This is a genomic window from Dactylosporangium sp. NPDC000244 (assembly GCF_040300725.1).
In the GTDB taxonomy this organism is placed as follows: Bacteria; Actinomycetota; Actinomycetes; order Mycobacteriales; family Micromonosporaceae; genus Dactylosporangium.
On sequence record NZ_JBEPEH010000012.1, the window covers coordinates 214321 to 236470 of the forward strand.

Below are 22150 nucleotides of genomic sequence, written 5' to 3' on the forward strand. Positions count from 1 at the left end.
TGTATCGGACGGGAGCCGCCGGTGAACGCTCAGATCCTGATCGGCGGGCTCGTCGTCGTGGCCGTCGCGTCCGGCATCGCGATCGTGCTCGGGCTCGCCGTGCAGCGGTGGGTGCCCGTCGCCGACCGGCAGGAGAACAACGACGTCGCCGGCATCGCGTTCGCGATCATCGGGGTGCTGTACGCGATCCTCATGACGTTCGTCATCGTCAGCGTCTGGGAGTCCGGGGACGCCGCCCAGGCGAGCAGCCGCGCGGAGGCTCGGGCGGTCGTGGACCTGGACCGGTACGCCGAAACGCTCCCGGACACCGAGGGCGCGGCGCTGCGGGCGCAGACGGCGAAGTACGCCCAGATCGTCGAGCGGCAGGAGTGGCCGGCGATGGCCGAGGGCCACGCGGTCGGCCGGGCCGGCAGCGCCGTCGTCGCGCAGCTGTGGCGCACGGTCGACGCGGCCCCGGCCGGCGACGACGCCGCCGTCGCGCGCCAGGCCGAGGCCCGCGCCACCCTGCGCGACCTCGTCGTGAACCGCGACGCCCGGCTGGCCGCGGCCGGCGCCGGGCTGCCGAAGGTGATGTGGCTGGCGCTCGTCGTCGGCGACGTGCTCACGCTCGCCAACGCGCTCATGTTCGGGGTCAAGGGCAGCGGCGAGTACCTGTCGATCGTCGCGATGCTCTCGGCCATGTCCGCGCTCATGCTCTTCGCCGTCTACGAGCTGGAGTACCCGTTCCAGCGCGGCGAGAGCGTCACCGTCGAGGTCTTCTCCAGCGTCGTCGACGACGGCGCGACTTCCTGAAGGGTACGTTTTCGTGACTGTGCAACCGTTTCAGCTGCCCGAGTTCTACACGCCGTACCCGGCGCGGCTGAACCCCGCGCTGGAGCACGCCCGGGTGCACTCCAAGGCGTGGGCGCGCGCGATGGGCATGATCGAGGGCTCGGGCGTGTGGGACTGCGCGGACTTCGACGCACACGACTACGCGCTGCTGTGCGCGTACACGCATCCCGAGTGCGACGCCGGCGAACTGGACCTCGTCACCGACTGGTACGTGTGGGTGTTCTTCTTCGACGACCACTTCCTCGAGTGCTACAAGCGCACGCAGGACTTCGCGGGCGCCCGTGCGTACCTGGGCCGGCTGGCCTCGTTCATGCCCGTCGGCGGGCCGGAGATGCCCGCGCCCACGAACCCGGTCGAGGCGGGGCTGGCCGAGCTGTGGGCGCGGACCGTGCCGGCGATGTCGGCGGACTGGCGGCAACGCTTCGCCGACAGCACCCGGGCCCTGCTCGACGAGTCGCTGTGGGAGCTGGAGAACATCAACGAGGGGCGGGTGTCGAACCCGATCGAGTACATCGAGATGCGCCGCAAGGTCGGCGGGGCGCCCTGGTCGGCGAACCTGGTCGAGCACGCGACCGGCGCCGAGGTGCCCGCGCGCGTGGCCGCCTCGCGTCCGCTGCGCGTGCTGCGCGACACGTTCTCCGACGGTGTCCATCTGCGCAACGACCTGTTCTCGTACCAGCGCGAGACGCAGGAGGAGGGCGAGCTCGCCAACTGCGTGCTCGTGCTGGAGCGGTTCCTCGGCTACGGCCCGCAGCAGGCCGCCGAGGCCACGAACGACCTGCTCACCTCGCGGCTGCAGCAGTTCGAGCACACGGTGCTGACCGAGCTCGCGCCGCTGTTCGCCGAGCACGGGCTGGACGCGTTCGAGCAGGCGCGGGTGCTCAAGTACGCACAGGGGCTGCAGGACTGGCAGGCCGGCGGGCACGAGTGGCACATGCGCTCCAGCCGGTACATGAACTCGGGCGCGCGCTCGACCCGGCTCGGCGGCCCGGTCGGGCTCGGCACGTCGGCCGCGCGGCTGGGCTGGCGCTCCCGGGCGCGCCGCGTGGCCCCCTTCGCGCCGGTCGGTCACCTGCCGGTCCCGGAGCTCTACATGCCGTTCCAGGTGCGCCAGAACCAGTACCTCGACCTGGCCCGGCGCGACGTGCTCGACTGGTCCGACGCGGCCGGGTTCTTTTCGGTCGTACCGCGCGCGGCCGCCACGAGACCGTCGGTCTGGACGCGTGAGAGCCTCGCGGGGATCGACCTCGCCGTGTGCGCCGCCGGGCTCGACCCGGACGGCACCGCCGACGAGCTCATCATGGGCACCCGCTGGCTGAGCTGGGGCACCTACGCCGACGACTACTTCCCGCAGGTGTTCAGTGCGGTGGGGGACATGGCCGGCGCCCGCGTCTTCGTGGACCGCCTGTCGCAGATCATGGGCGGCGCCGCGCTGGTGCCGGCGAACCCGGTCGAGTCCGGCCTGGCCGACCTGTGGCCCCGCACGGTCTGCGCCATGAGCGCCGACGGCGCCGCCCGCTACCGCGCGGCCGTCGAGTCGATGCTCACGAGCTGGCTGTGGGAGCTGGACAACCACCGCCGGCGCCGCATCCCCGACCCGGTGGACTACATCGAGATGCGCCGCCGGACCTTCGGCTCCGACCTGACGATGAGCCTGTCCCGCCTCGCGCACGAGCGCACCCTGCCGGCGGCCCTGTTCGCGACGCGCCCGATGCAGAACCTGGACAACGCCGCGGCGGACCACGCCTGCTTCGTGAACGACCTCTTCTCCTATCAGAAGGAGGTGCAGTACGAGGGCGAGGTGCACAACATCGTGTTCGTGGTCGAGCACTTCCTGTCGGTCCCGCGCGACACGGCCGTCACGATCGTGCGCGATCTGATGGACGAGCGCATGCGCCAGTTCGAGCACATCGCCCGCACCGAGCTGCCGCTGGTGGCCGACCACTTCGACCTGGACACCGCCGCGCGCGAGGCGCTGCACCGCTACGTGACCGAGCTGCGGCACTGGCTGGCGGGCGTCCTGCAGTGGCACCGCGACACGAACCGCTACGACGAGGCGGTCCTCAGCGGCGCGGCCCACACCCCGGCGCCGGCGGCGCACTGGCTGCGCACGGGCAACCTGACCGGCCCGCAGTTCCCGCGCCCGGCGGCGTCCCGGCTCACGACACCGCGGACGGCCCAGGCCCACGTCTCGCCCCTGGCCCACCCGCACCTGATGGGCTCGATCCCGTCTGCCTGACGCACCTCGTCCTGGCGCGGCGTCCCCCGAGGGCGCCGCGCCGCCGTCGTCAGCGCCAACGCCCAGCGGTGCCGGTCGGCACCCGGCGGCGGGCGGGTCAGCCGGTGACGAGGTCGTTCGCGGTGCGCAGGACCGGGGGCGTCGACCAGACGGACGCGTCGGGCAGTGCCGCCGCGGCGATGCCGCGGACCCGCAGGACCGTGGACTCGCCCGGGAGCAGGGTCACCAGCGCGTCGTCGACCGTCGCGGTCGGGGCGACGCGGTCCGGGAACACGGTCAGGTCGCGGACCAGGGTCCGGGCGGTGATGTGCAGGTCGACGCCGTCCGGCGCCGGGACCGTGCGCACGTCCACCGCCGCCCGCGGGTAGGCGAGGTCCACGTCCTCGGCGAAGCACCACAGGGCGCGCGAGCCGTCGGCGTCGGCCCCCAGCAGCTCCGCGGCCGGGGACTCCGGCGTGGTCAGCTCGGGGGGCAGCGGCACCGTCGTGGCGCCGCCGCCCGGCACGGCCACGGGCACCGTCAGCGTCGCGTGCTCGGTGCCGTCGAAAGCGAGCCGGCGCACCCGCACCGAGGTGTGCCAGGGGTTCGGGCCGTCGTTCACCGCGACGATCGCCACGCCGCCGTCGCGCGGCTGGAGGGTGAAGAAGCGCTCGGAGTACACCCGGCGGAGGGCGAACCAGAGGGGCTTGCGCCGGCCGTCGCCGTCCACCGCGGACCAGGACGTGACCGGCCAGTTGTCGTTGAGCTGCCACACGATGGTGCCGGTGCACAGGGGCTTCAGCGAGCGGAAGTGCTCGATGCCGAACGCGATCGCGCGGGCCTGGTTGAGCTGCGTCGCCCAGTGCCAGTCGTCGAACGCCTCCGGCGCCGGGAAGTGGCCGTCCAGGCCGCGGGCGAGCTTCTCGTTGCCGCCCGTCGCCTTCTGGTGGTGCGCGACGCCGGGGGAGTGCGGGGTCAGGGGGTCGTCCGAGACCGCGCGGCGCAGGGTCGCGTAGGCCGGCGGGGCCTGGAAGCCGAACTCGGCCACGAACCGGGGGCGGTAGGTCGCGTAGTGGCGGTAGTCGTGCGTGTTCCACACGTCCCAGATGTGCGTGGTGCCGTGGGCGGGGTCGTTCGGGTGCAGCTGCGGGTCGCCGGAGTAGGGGCTGCCCGGCCAGTACGGCCGGGTGGGGTCGAGCCCGTGCACGATCTGCGGCAGGACGCGCAGGTAGTAGCCCTCGCCCCAGGTGCGCCCCTCGAGCTCGTCCGGCCAGCCCCAGTCGTGGTAGCCCCAGATGTTCTCGTTGTTGCCGACCCACATGACCAGGCTCGGGTGCGGCATCAGGCGGACGACCTGCTCGCGCGCCTCGGCCGCGACCTCCGAGCCGAGCGGCTCCTCCTCGGGGTAGGCGGCGCAGGCGAAGGGGAAGTCCTGCCCGACGAGCACGCCGAGGGAGTCGGCGAGGTCATAGAAGTCCTCGCTCTCGTACCGCCCCCCGCCCCACACCCGCAGGTAGTTCACGCCCGCCTCGACGGCCTGGCCGATGCGCTCGGCGTAGCGGGCGCGGTCGACGCGGGTCACGAACGCGTCGTCGGGGATCCAGTTGACGCCGCGCACGAACACCGGCTCGCCGTTGACGCGCAGCACGAACCGGGAGCCGTCGGCGTCGGCCGCGGTGTCGAGCTCGACGGTGCGGAAGCCGATCCGCCGCGTCCACGTGTCGAGGACGTCGTCCGCGCGCAGGGTCTCCGCGCGCAGGGTCACGGCCAGCTCATAGCGATGCGGCTCGCCGAGGCCGCGCGGCCACCACAGCCGCGCGTCGGGCACGTCGAGGACCACGGAGGCGGTGGACCCGTCCACGGTGACGGTGGACTCGACGCCGGCGCAGGAGGCCGTCAGCGTCAGCGGCCGGTCGTCGAGCCGCTCCAGGTCCACGAGGACCTCGACGCGCCCGGGCGTGACCACCGGGCGCACCCGGGCCAGGCGCGCGGCCGACCACGCGTGCAGCCCGATCGGCTGCCAGATCCCCGCCGTGACGACCGTCGGGCCCCAGTCCCAGCCGAAGTTGCACGCCATCTTGCGGATGTACTGAAACGGTTCAGGGTAGGCGTTCGGCCGGGTCCCGAGCGTGTCGCGGACGTGCTCGGCGTAGGCGTAGGCCGAGTCGAACCGCACGTCGAGGGTATTGCCGGACGGCTGGACGAGGCCGGTCACGTCGAAGCGGTAGCCCCGGTGCTGGTTCGCGGTGCGCCCGACCTCGACGCCGTTGAGCGTGACGGTCGCGACCGTGTCGAGGCCGTCGGCGACGAGGTCCAGGCGGTCGGCCGTCTCCGGAGCGTCGAAGTCCAGCGAGTAGATCCACGGCGTGCGGCCGATCCAGTGCAGCCGCTCCTCGTTGTCGTCCAGGAGCGGGTCGGGGATCGCGCCCGCCGCGAGCAGGTCGGTGTGCACGCACCCGGGCACGGTCGCGGGGAGCGTCTCCCCGACCGGTGCCTCGGCGGCGGCGCGGACCGTCCAGCCGGTGTGGAGCGGACGCAGGAGGGCCATGTTCATGCTCCCGACTGAACCGGATAAGTTGTTGTCTCTGAACCCTAGGTCGGCGTTCTGAGCAGTGTCAACTGAAGCGCTTAGCGTGGCCGGGGCGGCCGCGTGGACTCCCGCGCGGTCAGCGTGCCCGGGGGCAGGGTCAGCCGCGTCGGGCCGCCGCCGCCGATGGCCGTCAGCAGGGCGCGCGCGGTCAGCTCGGCCTGCAGTGCCGGCACCTGCACCACCGCGGTGATCTCGGGGACGGTGATCTGGCACAGGTCCGAGTCGTCCCAGGCGACCACGGAGAAGTCCCCGGGCACCGAGAGCCCCATCTCGTGCGCGACCTTGAGCGAGGCGGCGGCCATGACGTCGTTGTCGAAGACGAGCGCGGTCGGCGGCTCGGTGAGGCTCAGCAGCTCGCGGGTCGCCCGCATGCCGTCGGCGGCGCCGTAGTTGGTGTAGACGCAGCGGTACTCGATGTCGCCGGCCGCCGCCACCGCGGCCGTGTAGGCGGCGTCGCGCTGCACGGTGTGCAGCAGCTCGCGGGGGCCGGCGACGCGGAAGATCGTGCGGTGCCGCAGCGCCCGCAGGTAGTTCACGATGCCCTGGGCGGTGCCGGCGGTGTCGGCGTCGACGGAGCTGAGCCCGGTCAGGTCGAGCCCGTCGACGGCAGGGTCACCACCGGGGTCGCCGCCCCCGATGACCGCCGCCGGGAGCCCGATCTCGCGCAGCGCGGCGGGGCGCGGGTCGGCGTGGCGCAGGTCGGTCATGATGACGCCGTCGACGTGGCGGCCGGCGTACCACCGGCGGTACACGTCGATCGTCCCGGCGAAGTCGTCGACCAGATGCAGCACGAGGGCCACGTCGTTGCGGTTGAGCTCCGCCTCGACGCCGCTGAGCATCTGGGTCAGGAACGAGTCGACGACCATGACCCGCGGCGGGCGGACCAGCACCATGCCGACGGCGTTGGCCTTGGCCGTGCCCAGCGAGCGGGCGGCGATGTTCGGCGCCCAGCCGAGCTCGCGGGCCGCGGCCAGCACCCGGGCCCGGGTCTGCTCGGAGACGCCGGGCCGGCCGTTGAGCGCGTAGGACACGGCCGCCTCCGACACGCCGGCATGCTCCGCGACCTGCCGGATCGTGACCCGCCCCTGCTCACCGGATGCTGTCATTGATCGGCACCATACACGCCGCGGGGCCCGTCATTTGGTCGCTCCGGCGGTGAAGCCGTTGTAGATGAACCGCTGCAGGGCGAGGAAGACGATCAGGGTCGGGATGATGACCAGGATGACGCCGGCCGAGATGACCTCCCACTGCGCGCCGAACGGCCCCTTGAACCGGAACAGCGAGGTGGAGATGACGCCGAGGTCCTGCGAGGGCATGTAGAGGAACGGGATGTAGAACTCGTTGTAGATGGCGATGCCCTTGATGATGACCACGGTGGCGATCGCGGGCTTGAGCAGCGGCAGGATGATGCGCCGGTAGATGGTGAACGGGCCCGCGCCCTCCAGCGCCGCGGCCTCGTCGAGCTCGGTCGGCACGCCCCGCAGGAACTGCTGGAAGATGTAGATCGAGATGATGTCCGTGCCCAGAAACAGGGCGACGGCCGACCAGCGGGTGTCGTACAGCTGCAGCGTATCGATGACCTTGAAGGTCGCCACCTGGGTCGTCACGCCCGGGACCAGGGTCGCGAGCAGGAACAGCGCGATGACGAGCGGCCGGAGCCGGAAGTCGAACCGGTCGATCGCGTAGGCGGCCATCGACCCGATGAGCACCGTGCCGGCCAGCGACACCACGAGGATGATCGAGGTGTTGACGAACCCGCGCAGCATGTGGCCGTCGTTGAACGCCACCGCGTAGTTGTGCAGGTTGAACCAGTCGTGCGGCGGGTCGAACGGGCCGCTGGTGGCGAACTCCTGGTGCGTCTTCAAGGACGCGAAGACCAGGACCAGGGGCGGCAGCAGTACCACCAGCGAGGCCCCCAGCAGCGACAGGTGCTTGAGCAGCCTCACGACAGCGTCACCTTCTCCTCGGGCGCGACCCGGCGCTGCAGCCAGGTCACGATCAGGATGATGACCAGCAGCACGACCGCCATCGCGGAGGCGAGCCCGAACTTGTAGTACTTGAACGCCATGTCGACCGTCTGGATCACGAACGTCTCGCTCTCGTTCGCGCCGCCGGTCATGATGAACGGGATCTCGAAGACCGACAGCGAGCCCGAGATCGCCAGGATGAACGAGAGCCCGACGACCGGGCGGATGCCGGGCAGGATGATCCAGCGGAACTGGGCCCAGCGGCCGGCCCCGTCCAGCTCCGCGGCCTCGTACAGCTGTGGCGGTACCGACTGGATGGCGCCCAGGAACAGCACGAAGTTCAGCCCGAGGTACCGCCAGATCGACGTCCCGGCGAGGGAGTAGTTCACCACGTCCGGGTCGCCCAGCCACTGCCGGCTCAGGCTGCCGAGCCCGACCGAGCCCAGCGCGGAGTCCAGGGTGCCGCCCGGCTGGAAGAAGAACAGGAAGATCATGCCGATGGCGACGCCGTTGATGAGGTACGGGAAGAAGATGAAGCCCTTGTAGACGTTGCGGAACCAGGTGCTGAAGCTGAGCACGGTCGCGAAGTACAGGGCGAGCAGGATCTGCACCACGGAGGCGCCGACGTAGTACAGGCTGACCTTGAGCACGCCGAACAGCTCGGGGCGGGTGAAGATCTCCACGTAGTTGCCCAGCCCCACGAACTCCTTCGTGGGGCTGAGCCCGTCCCAGTCGGTGACGCTGTACCAGAACATGTTCACCACGGGGACGTAGGTGAACACGACCAGGAGGAGCAGCGGCACCGACAGGAACGCGTACGGGGTGATGCGTCGTCTCATTTGAGCTTGGCCCGCGCCGCGGACCACTTCTTGTTGAGGTCGGCGAAGATCTGGTCCTTCGACTCGTTCTTCGCCCCGCGGGCGGCGTCGACGATGGCCTGGCGGTACTTGCCGTCGTACAGCGCGATCTCGGCCGAGTTCCCGATCTTGTCGGCCCGGCCCTCCTGCCCCTTCGGCGCCGGGTTCAGCTCGATCAGCTCGGTCTTGGCCGCGGTCAGGTCGGCCAGGGTCGCGGGCATCGCGGCGCTCTTGAGCGTCGAGACGCCGCCCTGGTCGGTGGCGTAGCCGGACTCGTCGGTGAACCAGTCGATCCACGCCCGCGCGGTCGCCTTGTTCTTCGAGTTGATGTTGATGGCGTTCTTGTAGTCGCCGCCGATCACCGAGTAGAACTTGCCGTTCGTCTGGTGCGGGAACGGCCAGTAGCCGATGTCGTCCTTGCTCGTCGCGGCCTGCTGCATCTGCACGATCGACCAGGAGCCGAGCATCATCGTGGCGATCTTGCCGGTGCCGAGCAGGCCCTTGGACTGCTCCCAGTTCGTGGTCGTCGGGTCGGGCTCGGTGAGGCCGGCCTTGACCGCGTCGTAGAGCAGCGAGTCGATGACGAAGTGCTCCTTGCCGGCGGCCCAGGGTGCGTCGTCCTCGCCGAGCTTGATCGCCGCGTCCGGGTCGCCGCTGATCGCGCCCCGGGCGCCCTCCCACTGCCCGAGCGGCCAGCCGTCCTTGTAGTTCGTGTAGAGCGGGATCGCGCCCGTCTTGTCCTTGACGGCCTTGAGCGCGGCCAGGAACTCCTCGGGCGTCTTGGGTGGCTCGGTGATGCCGGCCTGGGCCCACACCTTCTTGTTGAGCACGTACCCCTGGGCGTTGCCGGTGATCGACAGCCCGTAGACCTTGCCGTCGTAGGTCTGCTCGTTGCGCACGAAGCGGTACTTGCTCTGCAGCTCCTCGACCGTGCCGAGCGGCTCGAAGAACGACTTGAGCTGGTCGGCGTTGACGGAGTTGGGGATGAGCAGCACGTCGCCGTAGTTCTTGGTGTTCATGCGCACCCGGACTTCACCCTCGTAGTCCGTGATGGCCTCGAACTTGACGGTCGTGCCGGGGTACTTCGCCTCGAACGTCTTCTTGTAGTCGGCGAACACGGTGTTGACGATGTCGGTGCGCTGGGTCAGCACCGTGATCTCGCCGCCGATCTTCCCGTCGCCGCCGGCCTTGTCATCGCCGCAGGCGGCCAGGCCGGTCAGCGCGAGGCCCAGCACGAGCAGGCCGATTCCCTTCTTCATGGCTCCACTACTCCGCTCGGAGGTTGTCGATGTCGTAGCTGCCGCCGCCGGAGATCCACACGTAGATCACGCGCACGTCCGCCAGGGCCGTCGCGTCGCAGGACATCGCGGTGGTCAGGTCGATCGAGACCGTCGTGGTGGTGTCCGGGTTCACCCAGCCGAACGTCGACTGGCACCAGGTCCAGGCGTCGCCCGTCTGCACCGCGATGCTGGTCGAGGTGCCGGCGCTCGAGGTCCGGATGTCGTACTTGAGCGAGGCCTTCCCGGACACGTCCAGCGCCGCCGGCAGCGGGGCGATGCCGAACCATCCCCCGTCGGCCGCCGTCACCCGCAGCCCGGACGCGCCCTGGGTGTGGAAGTCCGCCGTCTGTGCCACGGTCCCCGCGTTGGTCTGCCAGCTGCCGGGCGCGAAGCCGTCAGTGCCGTCCTCGAAGCCCGCGATGAGGACCGCGTCGCCCGGGCGGGGCCGGACGGTGACCTCGATGCGGGCGGCGTTGGAGGTGCGGCCGGCCTCGTCGCGGATCGTGTAGGTGGTCGACGCCTTGCCCTGGAACCCTTGCGCCGGGGTGAACGTGACCACGCCGGCTTGCACGCTGAAGGTTCCTTGGGGGGTGGTGGTCGCCGCGAGACGGATGCTGCCGGCCACGACCTTGGTGCGGTAGGCGATGTCGTTCGCGGCCGGCCGCAGCGTGACGGGCTCGTCCCGCAGGGTCTGCACGGCGTCGTCGTCGGCGACGGGCGGGCGGGACCTCTGGCCGTGGCGCAGCTCGTCGCCGGCGTTGGCGATCGTGGTGCAGACGGGGCTGGGGCAGTACACCGTGAAGCCGTCGTAATCCGGGTAGTTCGTCCCGTCGTCCTGCACCCCGGAGAGGATCCAGTAGAGGAACCCGTCGATGCCGTCGCGCACCGCCTCATCGGTCCACGCCTGGTAGACGGGGTTGCGCGTGGCCTTGTCCTTGAGGCCGAACTCGCCCAGCAGCACCGGCTTGCGCACCCGGCCGGCGAGCTGCGCGTGGGTGCGGATCCACTGCGTGCCCCAGGCGGCGTCCTTGCCCCAGCCGTCCGGGTACAGGTGGAACGAGGCCAGGTCGACGCCGGGCAGCGCGGCGAGCGCGGCCGAGTCGACGCCGTCGGCGCAGTTGACCGTCCAGTCCGAGCTCGTGCGGTCGGTGCACAGGAAGCCCTCGTCGCCCACCCCGACCAGGTGGTGCCGGTCGACGCCGTGGATGAACCGGGTCATCTCGTCGGCCCAGGTCACCAGCGTGCGATCGGTGCAGCCGGCCGAGCGCGGCAGCTGCCCGGAGCCGCCGCAGCGGGGCTCGTTGGCCAGCTCCCACGCCATCACGGTCGGGTCGTCCTTGTACTTGACCCCGGTCAGCGCGTTCGTGCGGTTGAGCACGTGCTCGACCCAGTCCCGGTACCAGCTCCGGATCACCGGGTCGGTGTAGAAGTCGTCGTGGTACTGGCCGCCGCGCCATTTCGTGTACTGGTCCATCCCGCCGAAGTCGCTCCAGTTGTTCGTGAGCGGGATGATGAGCCGGATCCCCTTGTCGTGCGCCGCCTTCAGCACGTAGTCGAGCCGCCCGAGCCCGTCGGGCCCGTCGTTGGCGACCGGCTTCGTGCCGTCGAACGACAGGAACGACACCCCGTTCTGCCCGGACTCCATGAACCCCCACGTGCGCAGGACGTTGAAGCCCGCGCCCGCGGCGTCGCCGAGCACGTCGTCGACCATCGCGTGCGAGGTGTAGTGCAGGTAGTAGTTGTTCGACCCGGCGAACCGGAACGTCCTGCCGTCCAGGCGCAGGTCACTGCCCTGGCGCGTGACGAAGCCGGTGTTCGCCTCCGCCGCGGACGCCGCTCCACCGGAGCCGACGAGCGCGATCACGGCGACGGCGGTCACCGCTCGCGCGAGGAGTCTGAGGTACATCGGTGGCCAACCTTTCCGAGGGAGGGCGGGCGCCCACGCCGTGCAACGTAGTCAGCACCGTGCATGCGTCAACGAGCCCGCGGCCGCCCCGCAGATCAGCCGGGGGATCTCCCCGAAACTTTCAAGTCGCGGCCGCGTGATTAAGCGGTTAACCTGAGCCGAGAATAGGATCGGCGCAGATGACAGTCAAGGCCGCCGATGCCCCCGGAGGTCGCCGGGGTTAGCCGCTTCAGTTCGCGGGCCGGAGCCCGCCGGACGGGGCTGGTGGGGCGTAGTTGTCGGCCAGGTGCTGCCGCAGGGCTTGCGTGAACCCGGCGGTGTCGCCGGTGCGCAGGCGTTCGACGAGGTCCTCGTGCTCGGCGATGATGTCGTCGGACCGGGCCAGCAGCCGGTCGCCCTTGTTGAACAGCAGGAACCGCTGCCGGTCGGCGAGCCGGTCGTTGAGCTCGAGCAGGATGTCGTTGCCCGCCGCCTCCACGAAGGCGCGGTGGAAGCCGATCGTCAGCTCGATGAACCGCCGCACGTCTCGGGCCTGGAACGCCTCGCGCTGCGCCGCGATCGACTCGCGCAGCCGGGCGGCCAGCTCCTCGCGGCTCGCCTGGCTCGCCCGGCTCGCCCCGGTCGACTCCAGCATCAGGCGGGCGTCCTCGAGGTCGGCCACGGCCCGTTCGCTGAGGCCCTGCACGAGCGCGCCGCGCTTGGGGTAGATGACGATCCACCCCTCGTCCTGCAGCCGGCTGAGGGCGGCCCGCACCGGCGTGCGGCTGACCCCGATCTCCGCGGCCAGGGACTCCTCGCCCAGCATCGTGCCGGCCGGGTGGACGCCGTTGAGGATGCCGTCGCGCATCGCCTGGTAGGCCCGTTCGGCCGCGCTTGGGCTACCGTCCAACGCCTTCTCTCCTCCACGACGACACGACGTACGCGTCACAAAATATCCCTCCGGCGGGCCCGGGCGCGGACGAGGAGCCAGATCCCGACGGCGGCGCCGACCGCGACGGCGGCGACGAGCAGGTCGGGCACGCCGCCGGTGGCCTGCCGGACCCGGTTCTCCAGCGCGGCCTGGTCGGAGGCGCCGAGGATGCCGTCCAGCGACGTGGTGCCGTCGGTGACCAGCAGCAGGACCCCGATCGCCACGGTCAGGGCGCCACTGACGACGCCGGTCCAGGTGTTGCGCCAGCGTCCGACGCGGATCCCGCGGGGCCGGACCAGGCCCCGCACGAACGGCAGCCGCCCCCACAACAAAGCCAGGACCAGCAGCGGCAGCGCCATGCCGGCGGCGAAGACGAGCAGCACGATGCCGCCGTAGAGGGCGTTGCCGCCGACCGCGGCGACGGTCAGCACCGCGCCGAGCAGCGGACCGGCGCAGACCCCGGCGAGGCCGTAGACGGTGCCGAGCGTGTAGACGGACGCGGCCGAGGTGCCCTCCGAGCCGCCGCGGGACAGGCCCGGGATCGGGATGTTCGCCAGCATGACCAGCCCGAGCGCGATGACGACGAGCGCGGCGCCGGTGACGAACGCGTCGCGGTGCTGGTTGACGAACGCGCCGACCGTCCCGGCCAGCACGCCCAGCGGCACGAGGGTCGTGATCAGCCCCAGGTAGAACACGCCGGTGCGGCCGAGCAGCAGGCCCGGGCCGGTGAACGCGTAGGAGAAGAACGCCGGCAGCAGCATCGCCGAGCACGGGCTGAGCAGGGTCAGCACGCCCCCGAGCAGCGCGCCGAGCAGGCCGAGGTCCATGCTCAGCCGGCCTTGGCGAGCGCCGCGTCGAGGTACTGGCGGAACACCGAGATCGGCTGCGCGCCGGACAGCGAGCTGCCGCCGGCGACGAAGAACGGCACGGTGGTGACGCCCAGCCGTCCGGCCTCGCCGTTGCTGGCCTGCGCCGCGGCACGCACTCCGGCGTCGTCCAGGTCGGTGGTGAACCGCGCGATGTCGGGCACGCCGGCCTGCTCGGCGAACGCGACCAGGCGCTCGCGCGGCAGGTCGGGGTGGCCCTTCTCCGGCGCGTCGCGGTACACCGCCGCGAGGTACTCGAAGAAACGGCCCTGCTCGGCGGCGGCCCGCGCGGCGACGGCGCCGTTCTCGGACTGCTCGCCGAAGAACGCGACGTCGTGGATCTCGATGCGGACCTTCCCGGTGTCCACGTACTCGCGCAGCAGCACCGGCAGCGTCTCGCGGTTGAACACGGCGCAGAACGGGCAGCGCATGTCGGTCCACTGCACCAGGACCACGGGCGCGTCCACCGCGCCGACCGCCATCGCGTCGCCGGGCCGGCGGCGCACGAACCCGAACTCGCCGGCCCGGGCGCCGCCCGCGCTCGCGGAGGCCGACGGCGACGGCTGGGCGGCGGCCGGGCCGCCCCGCCCGCCGGTGAGCTGGGCGGCCAGCACGACGCCGAGGAACGCCACGACCGCGCCGGCCACGACCGCGATGCGCCGGTTGCGGCGCCGGGTCGCCAGCCGTCGGCGGGCCATCTGCTTCGAGGTCTTCACGGGCTTAGGATACATGATGTATACAAGACGTATCCCACCCCGCCCCGCCCGAAGGAACGGCTGCCCCCGATGACCGTCACCGAGCACGTCGACCATGCCGAGACCCGGCAGGCGCTGCACCAGCGGACCCTGAGCGTCGTCATGGCCTCGCAGGTGTTCAGCGGGGCCGGCCTGGCCGCCGGCGTCACCGTCGGCGCGCTGCTCGCCGAGCAGATGCTCGGCGCGAGCGCCCTGTCCGGCCTGCCGGCCGCCCTCTACACCGGCGGCTCCGCCGTCGCCGCCCTGACCGTCGGGCGGCTGTCGCAGCGCCTCGGCCGCCGGGTGGGCCTGGCCGCCGGGTACGCCGCCGGCGCGCTCGGCGGCGCCGGGGTCGTCGCCGCCGCGGCCCTCGGCAGCGTCGCCCTGCTGCTCGTCTCGCTGCTCGTCTACGGCGCCGGCACCGCCACCAACCTGCAGGCCCGCTACGCCGGCGCCGACCTGAGCGGCCCCGGCCGCCGCGGCCGGGCCGTCAGCGCCGTGCTCGTCACCACCACCGCCGGCGCGGTCATCGGCCCGAACCTCGTCGCCGCCACCGGCCGGGCCGCCGAGCGCTTCGGCCTGCCCGCCCTGGCCGGTCCGTTCGCCCTGGCCGCCATCGCCTACGCGTTCGCCGGCACGATCCTGTTCCTGCTGCTGCGTCCGGACCCGCTGCTGGTCTCCCGCACCCTGCCCGCCGCCCCCGCCGCGTCCACGCGGACCCGGCCGGCATCGGCGAGCGTGACCGCCGGCGCCGCCACCATGATCCTCACCCAGCTCGTCATGGTCGCGGTCATGACCATGACGCCGGTCCACATGCGGGCCCACGGCCACGACCTCGCCGCCACCGGCCTCGTCATCTCCCTGCACATCGCGGCCATGTACCTGCCGTCGCTCGTCACCGGCATCCTCGTGGACCGCGTCGGTCAGGTGCCCGTCGCCGTCGCGTCCGGCGTCACCCTGCTCGCCGCCGGGATCGTCTCGGCCACCGCCCCCGACGACTCCGTCCCGCTGCTCGCCCTCGCCCTGATCCTGCTCGGATTCGGCTGGAACCTCGGCCTCGTCTCCGGGACCGCCATGATCACCGATGCCGCGCCGGTCGAGCGGCGCGCCCGGGTTCAGGGCAACGTCGACCTGTGCATCGCGCTCGCCGGGGCCGGCGGCGGCATGGCCAGCGGCCTCGTCATGACCGCGACCAGCTACGCCACGCTCGGCATCACCGGCGGCGTGCTCGCGCTCGCCGTCATCCCGTTCGTCGTCGTGCGCACCCGGCGCGCCCGCGCCTGACCACGCTGACCACGCGGACCGCCGAGCGATCGGCGGTCTGGCGGGCGTGCGGCGTCCGCGCATCGACGGCGGTTGCTTGCGGCTCCAGCGGCAGGCTCGGCGCGGGCGCGGCCACCGGGTGCCGCTTGGACGACATGCGTGACCTCGGCATCCTCGCGCCGGCCGGAATGCCGCTGTGGCGGCCGCTCAATGACTCCACGCGCGCTTCGTTCCGTCCGGTCGCGCATCGCGGCCGCTCACGTGTGCGCCGCACGCGTTCGTGTGCTGAGCGTTTGCCGCGCGGCCGTGTTCGCCGCGCGCAGGACGGCCGGTTTCGAGGCGCCCGGAACCGTGGGGGTGGGGGATCGGGTGGCGTTGCTATCCTGCGCGCCATGATCGCGGAGGACGCCGACGGGGAGTTGCGGAGGCTTGCGCGGGACCCGAAGTTCCGCCACCGCGACGCGGCCCGGCGGGGGATTCGGTTCCGGGCCGGCGGGGACGTGGGCGACCTCGTGGCGATCGCCGACGACCCGCACCCGTGCGCGATGGTCGAGGTCGTGTTCGCGCTGGCCGGGGCGGAGCGGCCGTGGCTCAACTGGGTGCCGATGCCGTCCGAGACGGTCTGTCTCGCCGCGAACCAGCTCGTCGCCCGGCGGGTGCGCGGGGAGACGGTGCAGACCAACGCGTTCGTGCAGGCCGTGGCCGAGCCGCCCACGGCGCTCGTCGCGGCCCGGCGGGTCGTCGGGCCCGTGTCGGTGCGCACGGCCGCGTTTCCCGCGCCCGACATCCGGGTGCCGTTGCGCCGGCCGGCGCGGTTCGCCATCTGGCGGTACGACGGCGTGCATCCGGTGCCCGCCGTCGCGGCGCCGTCGCAACGGGCGGTCGCGGTGCTGCACGAGGTCGGCGAGGAGACGTGGCCGTCGGTGCTCTCCGGCTACCTGCGGGCCGAGCCGCTCGGGGCGCTGCCGCTCGAGGAGCTGCTGGGGCTGCTCGCGCACCTGCCCGACCCGCCGGCCACGCCCCGGTGGGCGCATCTGGCGCGGTCGACGCCGACGTACTGGTACCGCCTCCTGGGCCCCTGGGTCTGCCTCGGGCTGCTGCACCACGCCCCCGGCGAGCCCTGGCCGTCCTCGGTGCGCCGGCAGGTGCTGCTCGACCTCGCGTTCGGGGTCGAGGACTGGTCCGCCGACGCCGCCCTCTTCGCGCTCGTCGCGCTCGCCTATCGCGAGCCGGCGCGGCGGCGGGAGGTGCGGGATCTCGTGCGGGCCCGGCTCGACGCCGCCGTCGGGGCCGGCCGGGTGGTGACCATCGAGGAGTCCCTGGCGCACCTCATGCTCGTGACCCCGGGCTGCACCGCGTCCGACCATGCGAAGGCGCGTGCGGTCCTGGCCCGCCACGGCGTCCCGGCGCCCAAGCGGCGACGGTGGCCATGGGGCTAGCGGGGACCCGGCGGGAGCCTGGCCCGCCACGGCGTCCCGGCGCCCAAGCGGCGACGATGGCCATGGGGTTAGCGGGGACCCGGCGGGAGCCTGGCCCGCCACGGCGTCCCGGCGCCCAAGCGGCGACGATGGCCATGGGGCTAGCGGGGACCCGGCGGGAGCCTGGCCCGCCACGGCGTCCCGGCGCCCAAGCGGCGACGATGGCCATGGGGTTAGTGGGGAGCCGACAGGAGCTAGTAGAGGTCGTCGGCGGTCAGCAGGGAGCGCACGCCCAGCAGTGAGCGGATCTCGGCGCGCTCCGCCAGGTCGTCGACCACGCAGGCCATCCCCAGCCAGGTCGCGCCGATCTCGTCGACCATCGAGCGGATGGCCAGGGCCTGCCCGCCGCTCTCGACCCAGTCGTCCACGCACAGGACGCGGTCGGCCGGGCGGACCAGGGCGCGGCGGAAGCTCAGCACCGCGCCGCCCTCGTGGTAGTCGCCGGGCAGGCGGCGGTGCGTGTAGAACTCGGAGTGCAGCGCCACGCGATCGTTCTTGCGCACCTCGACCAGGCCGACGCCGAGGTGGGCGGCGACGAGCGCGCCGAGCAGCGTGCCGCGCGACGCGGGGCCGAGGACCACGGTGGGCTCCCCGGGCACGAGGGCCGCTACGGCCGGGGGCAGTTGCCGCAGTACCGCCGGATCGCGCCACCACTCCGTGATGTCCGCGAAGGCCACGTCGGGGCCGCCACGCCAGTGGAACCCGACGCGCAGGCGGGTGACGAGGTCGGGACCTCGCACTACGCTCCCAGGGCCGGGGCGGGCTGCCAGCGCCAGCGCGGGTCGCAGTCGGGGTCGTTGGCCGCGAGCACGGCGCGCAGGACGCCGTCGGGGTCGCAGCTGTACAGCCCCGAGCTCCACACGTTGTTCACCTCGAGCACCGCGAACTCGCCGGACTCGGTGCGCCCGACGTCGATGACCGCGGTCGGCGGGACGTCCTGCGCGGGCAGGTCGGCGAGCATGAGCGCGACGAACGCGGCCGCCTCGTCGTGCCAGGAGGCGCGGTGCATGCGCAGCGACGGGCTCCACTCCTCGCCCTCGACGAGATACGGCGACCACGCCACCGGCTGCCGCCCGAGGGTGAACACGCGGTATTCCGAGGCGAGGTCGAGCCAGTGGTCCATGATGATCAGCGTGCTGTCGGCCGGGAGCCGGGCCGTGCGCAGCCGGTTGCGCAGGTCGTCGGCGTTGCGGACCCAGGCCGCGGAGAACGCCGGGTGCTTCTCGTCGGCGAGCTTGGCCACGGCCGGGCGCGGCCCGACGAAGTCCGGCGCCTCGCCGACGCTGATGAGCCGGATGTCGCGCCCGGTCACGTCCTTGGGCAGCGCCGCGAACCACGTCGGGGACGCGCCGGACAGGCACACGTCGGCGCCGCCCGCGATGAGCGTCGTGAGGTAGCCGCCGGCCGCCCGCCACGCCACCCCGTCGGCGGAGTGCAGCCCGTTGACCTCGGCCGGATCGCCCGGCAGCTGTGCGACCGGCAGCCCGATGCGCTCGGCGGCATGCGTCAGCGCCGCGCTCGCCTCAGGCGAGCGCACCCGCATTGCCAGGGTCCGGAACTGCCGCACCCCCATATCCTGCCAGCGAGCCTCGTCAGTGTCGTTGGCGGAGGCCACAGACGGCACAGGTCGGCCGGCTTGGGCGCGGACATACTCCCCCAGGGCCTCTGTTATGACACTTTCGGGGACATAGAGGTCGAGTTTTAGTAGGAACGGTACAAATCGGGCACGGTTGTCGGTATGGCTACCGAGCTCCGGACGCGCCCCGTGGTCCCGCCGCTGGCCCGTCGCCGGCGTACCGTGCGGCGCCGCCGGCTGGTGATCGCCGTCACGCTTCTCGTCGTCGTGCCCGGCCTGGTGACGCTGCGGACGTACGCCCACGACGTCGACCGGGGCGTCCGCGTGCTCGGCGTCGACCTCGGCGGCCGCTCCCGCGCCGAGGCCCGCCAGGCGCTCGAGGCCGGGGTCGCGGGCCGGCTGCGCCTGCCGGTCGCGGTCAAGGTCGGCACCGAGCCCGCCGTGGTGGACCCGGCCGCGGTCGGCCTGACCCTCGACGTGCCCGCGACCGTCGACCGTGCCGCGGCCGCCACGCCCGTGCCCTTCGGCGGGGTGGACGTCGACCCGGTCGTGCGCGTCGACGCCGGCCGCCTGTTCGCCGCGCTCATGGACCACCTCGGCCCGCAGGGCGACGCGCCGGTCATGCCCGCCGTGCGCTTCGACGGTCTGCGCCCGATTCCGGTGTACCCCGAGCAGGGCCGCGGCCTCGACCGCCTCGGCGCCGCCCGGCTGGCCGAGTCCGGCTGGCTGCGCCGCTCGGTGCTGGAGTTCCCGGTGGTGGACCTGGTGCCGCACGACACCCGCGCCGACGTGGACCGGCTCGTGCGCGACCTCGCCACCCCGGCCGTCGCCGCGCCGCTGGTGCTGGCCACGCCGCGGGGCGAGGTGACCGTACCGGCGGCCGGCATCGCGTCCGCCCTGCGCCTCGAGTCCGGCCCGGACGGCGTGATCGTGCCCGCGATCGACACCGCCGCGCTGCGCAAGGCGGCCGCGGCGGCCTTCGCGCGCGTCGAGATCCCCGCGACCGACGCCCGCTTCGAGGTCTCCGGCGGCCGCCCGGCCATCCGCGCGGAGTCGGACGGCAGCCAGGTCGATCTCGCCGCGCCCCGCCTGCTGGACGCGCTGCGCTCGACGGCCACGCCGCGACGGGTGGAGGTGCCGCTGGTGCCCTCGCATGCCGGTACGACTGCCGCCGTTCTTGCGACGCTGGGCGTCTCCGCGCCGGTGGGAACGTTCACGACGCACTTCGAGCCGGGCCAGCCGCGCGTGGTGAACATCCGCACGATGGCCGAGGCGCTGCGCGGGATGCTCATCAGGCCGGGGGAGACGTTCAGCCTGAACCAGCGGGTCGGCGAGCGTACGCACGCCAAGGGCTACGTCGACGCCCCCGGCATCGAGGACGGCAAAATCAAGAACAGCTCGGGCGGCGGGGTCTCGCAGGTCGCGACCACCCTCTTCAACGCCGCGTACCTGGCCGGCCTCGAGGACGTCGAGCACCACCCGCACAGCTACTACTTCGACCGGTACCCGGCCGTGATCGAGGCGACCGTCGTCTTCCCGTCCCTGGACCTGCGGGTGCGCAACGACGGCCCGAGCGGCATCCTCATCGACACCGCGACGAGCGACGACTCGATCACCGTGACGTTGTACGGGACCAAGCGCTACGACATCACCACCGTCTACGGTCCCCGCACGAAGCCGGTGGCGCCCAAGACCGTGTACCTGCAGGAGGCCGACTGCAACCCGACCTCGGGCTCGCCGGGCTTCACGCAGGAGGCGTACCGGGTCTTCAGCCGCGATGGGAAGGAGCTACGCCGGGAGCGCTTCACGTGGCGCTACGACGCCGAGCCGCACTTCATCTGCGGCCCGGCGCCGGCGCCGTCGTCGTCCCCGAACGCCCCGGCCTGACCCCCGCCCCGCGCGGCGATGCGCGCCGACGGTGCCTTGACCATTTCGGCCCGCGCGTGGTGCATGTGGCGATCGGGGTTTGGCCGGCGCATCCGGCACATGTCCGTGCGGCCCGTGGTGCGCGTTTGTGCAGCAGCTCGGCGGCAGTGTGCACGTTCGTGCGGTGCTGGTGTGCGTTTCTGCAGCAGGGTCCGCGCGTTGTTGTGCGCGTCGGCGCGGCCCTCGTTGTGCGGCGGCCGGTTGCGTGTTTGCGCGGTAGTGGTGCGCGTTTGTGCGCGAGTGCTCGTGCGGCGGGGGTGTGTGCGTTCGCGCAGCGGGGGTGCGCGTTCGCACAACGGCGTCCCGTTCGTCGCCGCGCCCGGTTGCGAAGCGGCATTCGCGCGGCGGCGGGCGCGGTCGTTCGGGCGGTCGCTGCGTGGCGAGATGCGACGAGTCCGGCGGAAGAATCCCGCCGGACTCGTCGGTCGTGCGAACTACCAGCCGGTGCCGACTACCAGCCGGTGCCGATCTGCACCGGGCTCTGGCCGCTCACCGCGCGCATCGACTCGCCCGGGAACAGCCACAGGTCGTTGTTCGTCTTGCGCGCCACGACGTCCGGGTTGCCGTCCTTGTCCCAGTCGGCCAGGCCCGCGAAGTCGTAGCCGTTCCACCCGGTGCCGATCTGCACCGGCGGCTCGGCCGAGACGCCGCGCACGGACTGGCCGGGGAAGAGGCTCAGGTCGCCGGTCGTGCCGCGTACGAGAATGTCCTGGTTGCCGTCGTGGTCCCAGTCGATGATCCCGGCGAAGTCGTAGCCGTTCCAGCCGGTGCCGATCTCGACCGGGGCCGCCGAGCTCACGCCGCGGGTCGCCTGGCCCGGGAACATCCACAGGGTGCCGTCCAGGCCGCGGGCGACGACGTCCTGGGCGCCGTCCTTGTCCCAGTCGGCGATGCCCGCGAAGGTGTACCCGCCCCAGCCCGTCCCGATCGTCACCGGCGGCTCGCTCGACACGCCGCGGGTCGAGCTGCCAGGGAAGAGCACCAGGTCGCCGGCCACGTTGCGGGCGACGATGTCCTCGTGGCCGTCGTTGTCCCAGTCGGCCAGGCCGGCGAAGGTGAGGCCGTTCCAGCCGGTGCCGATCGTCACCGGCGGCACGCTCGTCACGCCGCGCGCCGACGAGCCCGGGAACAGCCAGAGGTCGCCGCCCGGGTCGCGCGCGAGGATGTCCTCGTTGCCGTCGCCGTCCCAGTCCGTCACGCCCGCGAACGTGTACGCGCCCGAGGCCGACGCCGGGCCGCCGATGGCCGGGGCGAGTGCCAGTCCCATCGCGACCGCCGCCGCCAGGCCGAGTCTGCTGTTCCGCATGCCGTCCAGCTCCCCCGTGTCACCGCGGGCGCCGATGCCCGCGTTCCGGTGCGGGTCACCTCGCGTGACCCGCGGTGGACGGGCACCGAACGCCCGTCCGCCTCAACAGCATGTGTGCAGCACGGGGCGCTGCGTAACAAATTGCTCCGACCGGCCGTTCCGATCCGCGCCCGCGGCGTGGAAGGGCCGCGCCCCGCGGGCGAGCGGGGTCGTCGCCCGCAAGGGGGGCGGGGTCGGGGGAGGGGGTCCCGGGGCGGGCGGGGTCGCGGAAGGGCCGGGAGGAGACGGGTTCAAGGGCGAGCGGGGTCGTTGGAGGGCCGCGCCCCCGAACGCGCGGAGGCGCGGAGGGGCCGGGAGGAGACGGGTTCAAGGGCGAGCGGGGTCGTTGGAGGGCCGCGCCCCCGAACGCGCGGAGGCGCGGAGGGGCCGGGAGGAGACGGGT

Annotated in this window: 17 protein-coding genes; 5 read left to right on the forward strand and 12 right to left on the reverse strand. The window is 72.7% G+C overall.

Annotation, left to right across the window (positions count from 1 at the left end):
• Window positions 1–21 precede the first annotated feature (21 nt).
• Both ABT369_RS19235 and ABT369_RS19240 read left to right on the forward strand, forming a co-directional pair.
• The gene (locus ABT369_RS19235) at window positions 22–792 is read left to right on the forward strand and encodes a bestrophin-like domain (protein WP_350613594.1); all 771 of its coding nucleotides are present in this window, start codon (window positions 22–24) and stop codon (window positions 790–792) included.
• 13 nt (window positions 793–805) lie between these two features.
• Complete coding sequence (locus tag ABT369_RS19240; RefSeq protein ID WP_350613595.1) at window positions 806–3070, forward strand: terpene synthase family protein; 2265 nt, start codon at window positions 806–808, stop codon at window positions 3068–3070.
• Window positions 3071–3167: 97 nt separating this feature from the next.
• Here ABT369_RS19240 and ABT369_RS19245 read toward each other — a convergent pair whose 3' ends face one another.
• The 9 genes from ABT369_RS19245 to ABT369_RS19285 all read right to left on the reverse strand — a co-directional run bounded on the left by ABT369_RS19245 (window position 3168) and on the right by ABT369_RS19285 (window position 14141).
• Window positions 3168–5597, reverse strand: coding sequence for a glycoside hydrolase family 2 protein (locus ABT369_RS19245; protein ID WP_502891787.1), 2430 nt, complete (start codon window positions 5595–5597; stop codon window positions 3168–3170).
• An 80-nt stretch (window positions 5598–5677) separates the two neighbouring features.
• Window positions 5678–6745, reverse strand: a complete 1068-nt coding sequence (locus ABT369_RS19250) for a LacI family DNA-binding transcriptional regulator (RefSeq protein WP_350613597.1) — start codon at window positions 6743–6745, stop codon at window positions 5678–5680.
• 30 nt (window positions 6746–6775) lie between these two features.
• On the reverse strand, window positions 6776–7585 hold the full coding sequence (locus tag ABT369_RS19255) for a carbohydrate ABC transporter permease (RefSeq protein ID WP_350613598.1): 810 nt from the start codon (window positions 7583–7585) through the stop codon (window positions 6776–6778).
• Complete coding sequence (locus ABT369_RS19260) at window positions 7582–8445, reverse strand: carbohydrate ABC transporter permease (protein WP_350613599.1); 864 nt, start codon at window positions 8443–8445, stop codon at window positions 7582–7584. Before ABT369_RS19260 ends, ABT369_RS19255 begins: the two co-directional genes overlap by 4 nt.
• Window positions 8442–9722 carry an ABC transporter substrate-binding protein gene (locus tag ABT369_RS19265; RefSeq protein ID WP_350613601.1) on the reverse strand — a complete coding sequence of 427 codons (1281 nt, stop codon included), beginning with the start codon at window positions 9720–9722 and terminating at the stop codon, window positions 8442–8444. The genes ABT369_RS19260 and ABT369_RS19265 overlap by 4 nt, the downstream gene beginning before the upstream one ends.
• Before the next feature lie 7 nt (window positions 9723–9729).
• On the reverse strand, window positions 9730–11649 hold the full coding sequence (locus ABT369_RS19270) for a cellulase family glycosylhydrolase (RefSeq protein WP_350613603.1): 1920 nt from the start codon (window positions 11647–11649) through the stop codon (window positions 9730–9732).
• A 229-nt stretch (window positions 11650–11878) separates the two neighbouring features.
• Window positions 11879–12538 (reverse strand): GntR family transcriptional regulator, encoded by a 660-nt coding sequence (locus ABT369_RS19275; RefSeq protein WP_350613605.1) that lies wholly within the window; start codon window positions 12536–12538, stop codon window positions 11879–11881.
• Between the two features lie 35 nt (window positions 12539–12573).
• Window positions 12574–13386 (reverse strand): cytochrome c biogenesis CcdA family protein, encoded by an 813-nt coding sequence (locus ABT369_RS19280; RefSeq protein WP_350613606.1) that lies wholly within the window; start codon window positions 13384–13386, stop codon window positions 12574–12576.
• A gap of 2 nt (window positions 13387–13388) precedes the next feature.
• Window positions 13389–14141, reverse strand: a complete 753-nt coding sequence (locus tag ABT369_RS19285; RefSeq protein ID WP_350613608.1) for a DsbA family protein — start codon at window positions 14139–14141, stop codon at window positions 13389–13391.
• A gap of 69 nt (window positions 14142–14210) precedes the next feature.
• Here ABT369_RS19285 and ABT369_RS19290 point away from each other — a divergent pair, with 69 nt between their 5' ends.
• Entirely contained in the window at window positions 14211–15443 is a 1233-nt protein-coding gene (locus tag ABT369_RS19290; RefSeq protein WP_350613610.1) for an MFS transporter, read from the forward strand.
• Window positions 15444–15814: 371 nt separating this feature from the next.
• Window positions 15815–16861: a hypothetical protein gene (locus tag ABT369_RS19295; protein ID WP_350613612.1), complete on the forward strand. Its 1047-nt coding sequence runs from the start codon at window positions 15815–15817 to the stop codon at window positions 16859–16861.
• Between the two features lie 233 nt (window positions 16862–17094).
• Here the strand turns inward: ABT369_RS19295 and ABT369_RS19300 are convergent, their stop codons facing one another.
• Entirely contained in the window at window positions 17095–17640 is a 546-nt protein-coding gene (locus ABT369_RS19300) for a phosphoribosyltransferase family protein (protein WP_350613613.1), read from the reverse strand.
• Entirely contained in the window at window positions 17640–18467 is an 828-nt protein-coding gene (locus tag ABT369_RS19305; RefSeq protein ID WP_350613615.1) for an ATP-grasp domain-containing protein, read from the reverse strand. Before ABT369_RS19305 ends, ABT369_RS19300 begins: the two co-directional genes overlap by 1 nt.
• A gap of 171 nt (window positions 18468–18638) precedes the next feature.
• Here ABT369_RS19305 and ABT369_RS19310 point away from each other — a divergent pair, with 171 nt between their 5' ends.
• Window positions 18639–20363 (forward strand): VanW family protein, encoded by a 1725-nt coding sequence (locus tag ABT369_RS19310; protein ID WP_350613616.1) that lies wholly within the window; start codon window positions 18639–18641, stop codon window positions 20361–20363.
• Between the two features lie 490 nt (window positions 20364–20853).
• Here ABT369_RS19310 and ABT369_RS19315 read toward each other — a convergent pair whose 3' ends face one another.
• Window positions 20854–21708 (reverse strand): FG-GAP repeat domain-containing protein, encoded by an 855-nt coding sequence (locus ABT369_RS19315; RefSeq protein WP_350613618.1) that lies wholly within the window; start codon window positions 21706–21708, stop codon window positions 20854–20856.
• Window positions 21709–22150: the final 442 nt, after the last annotated feature.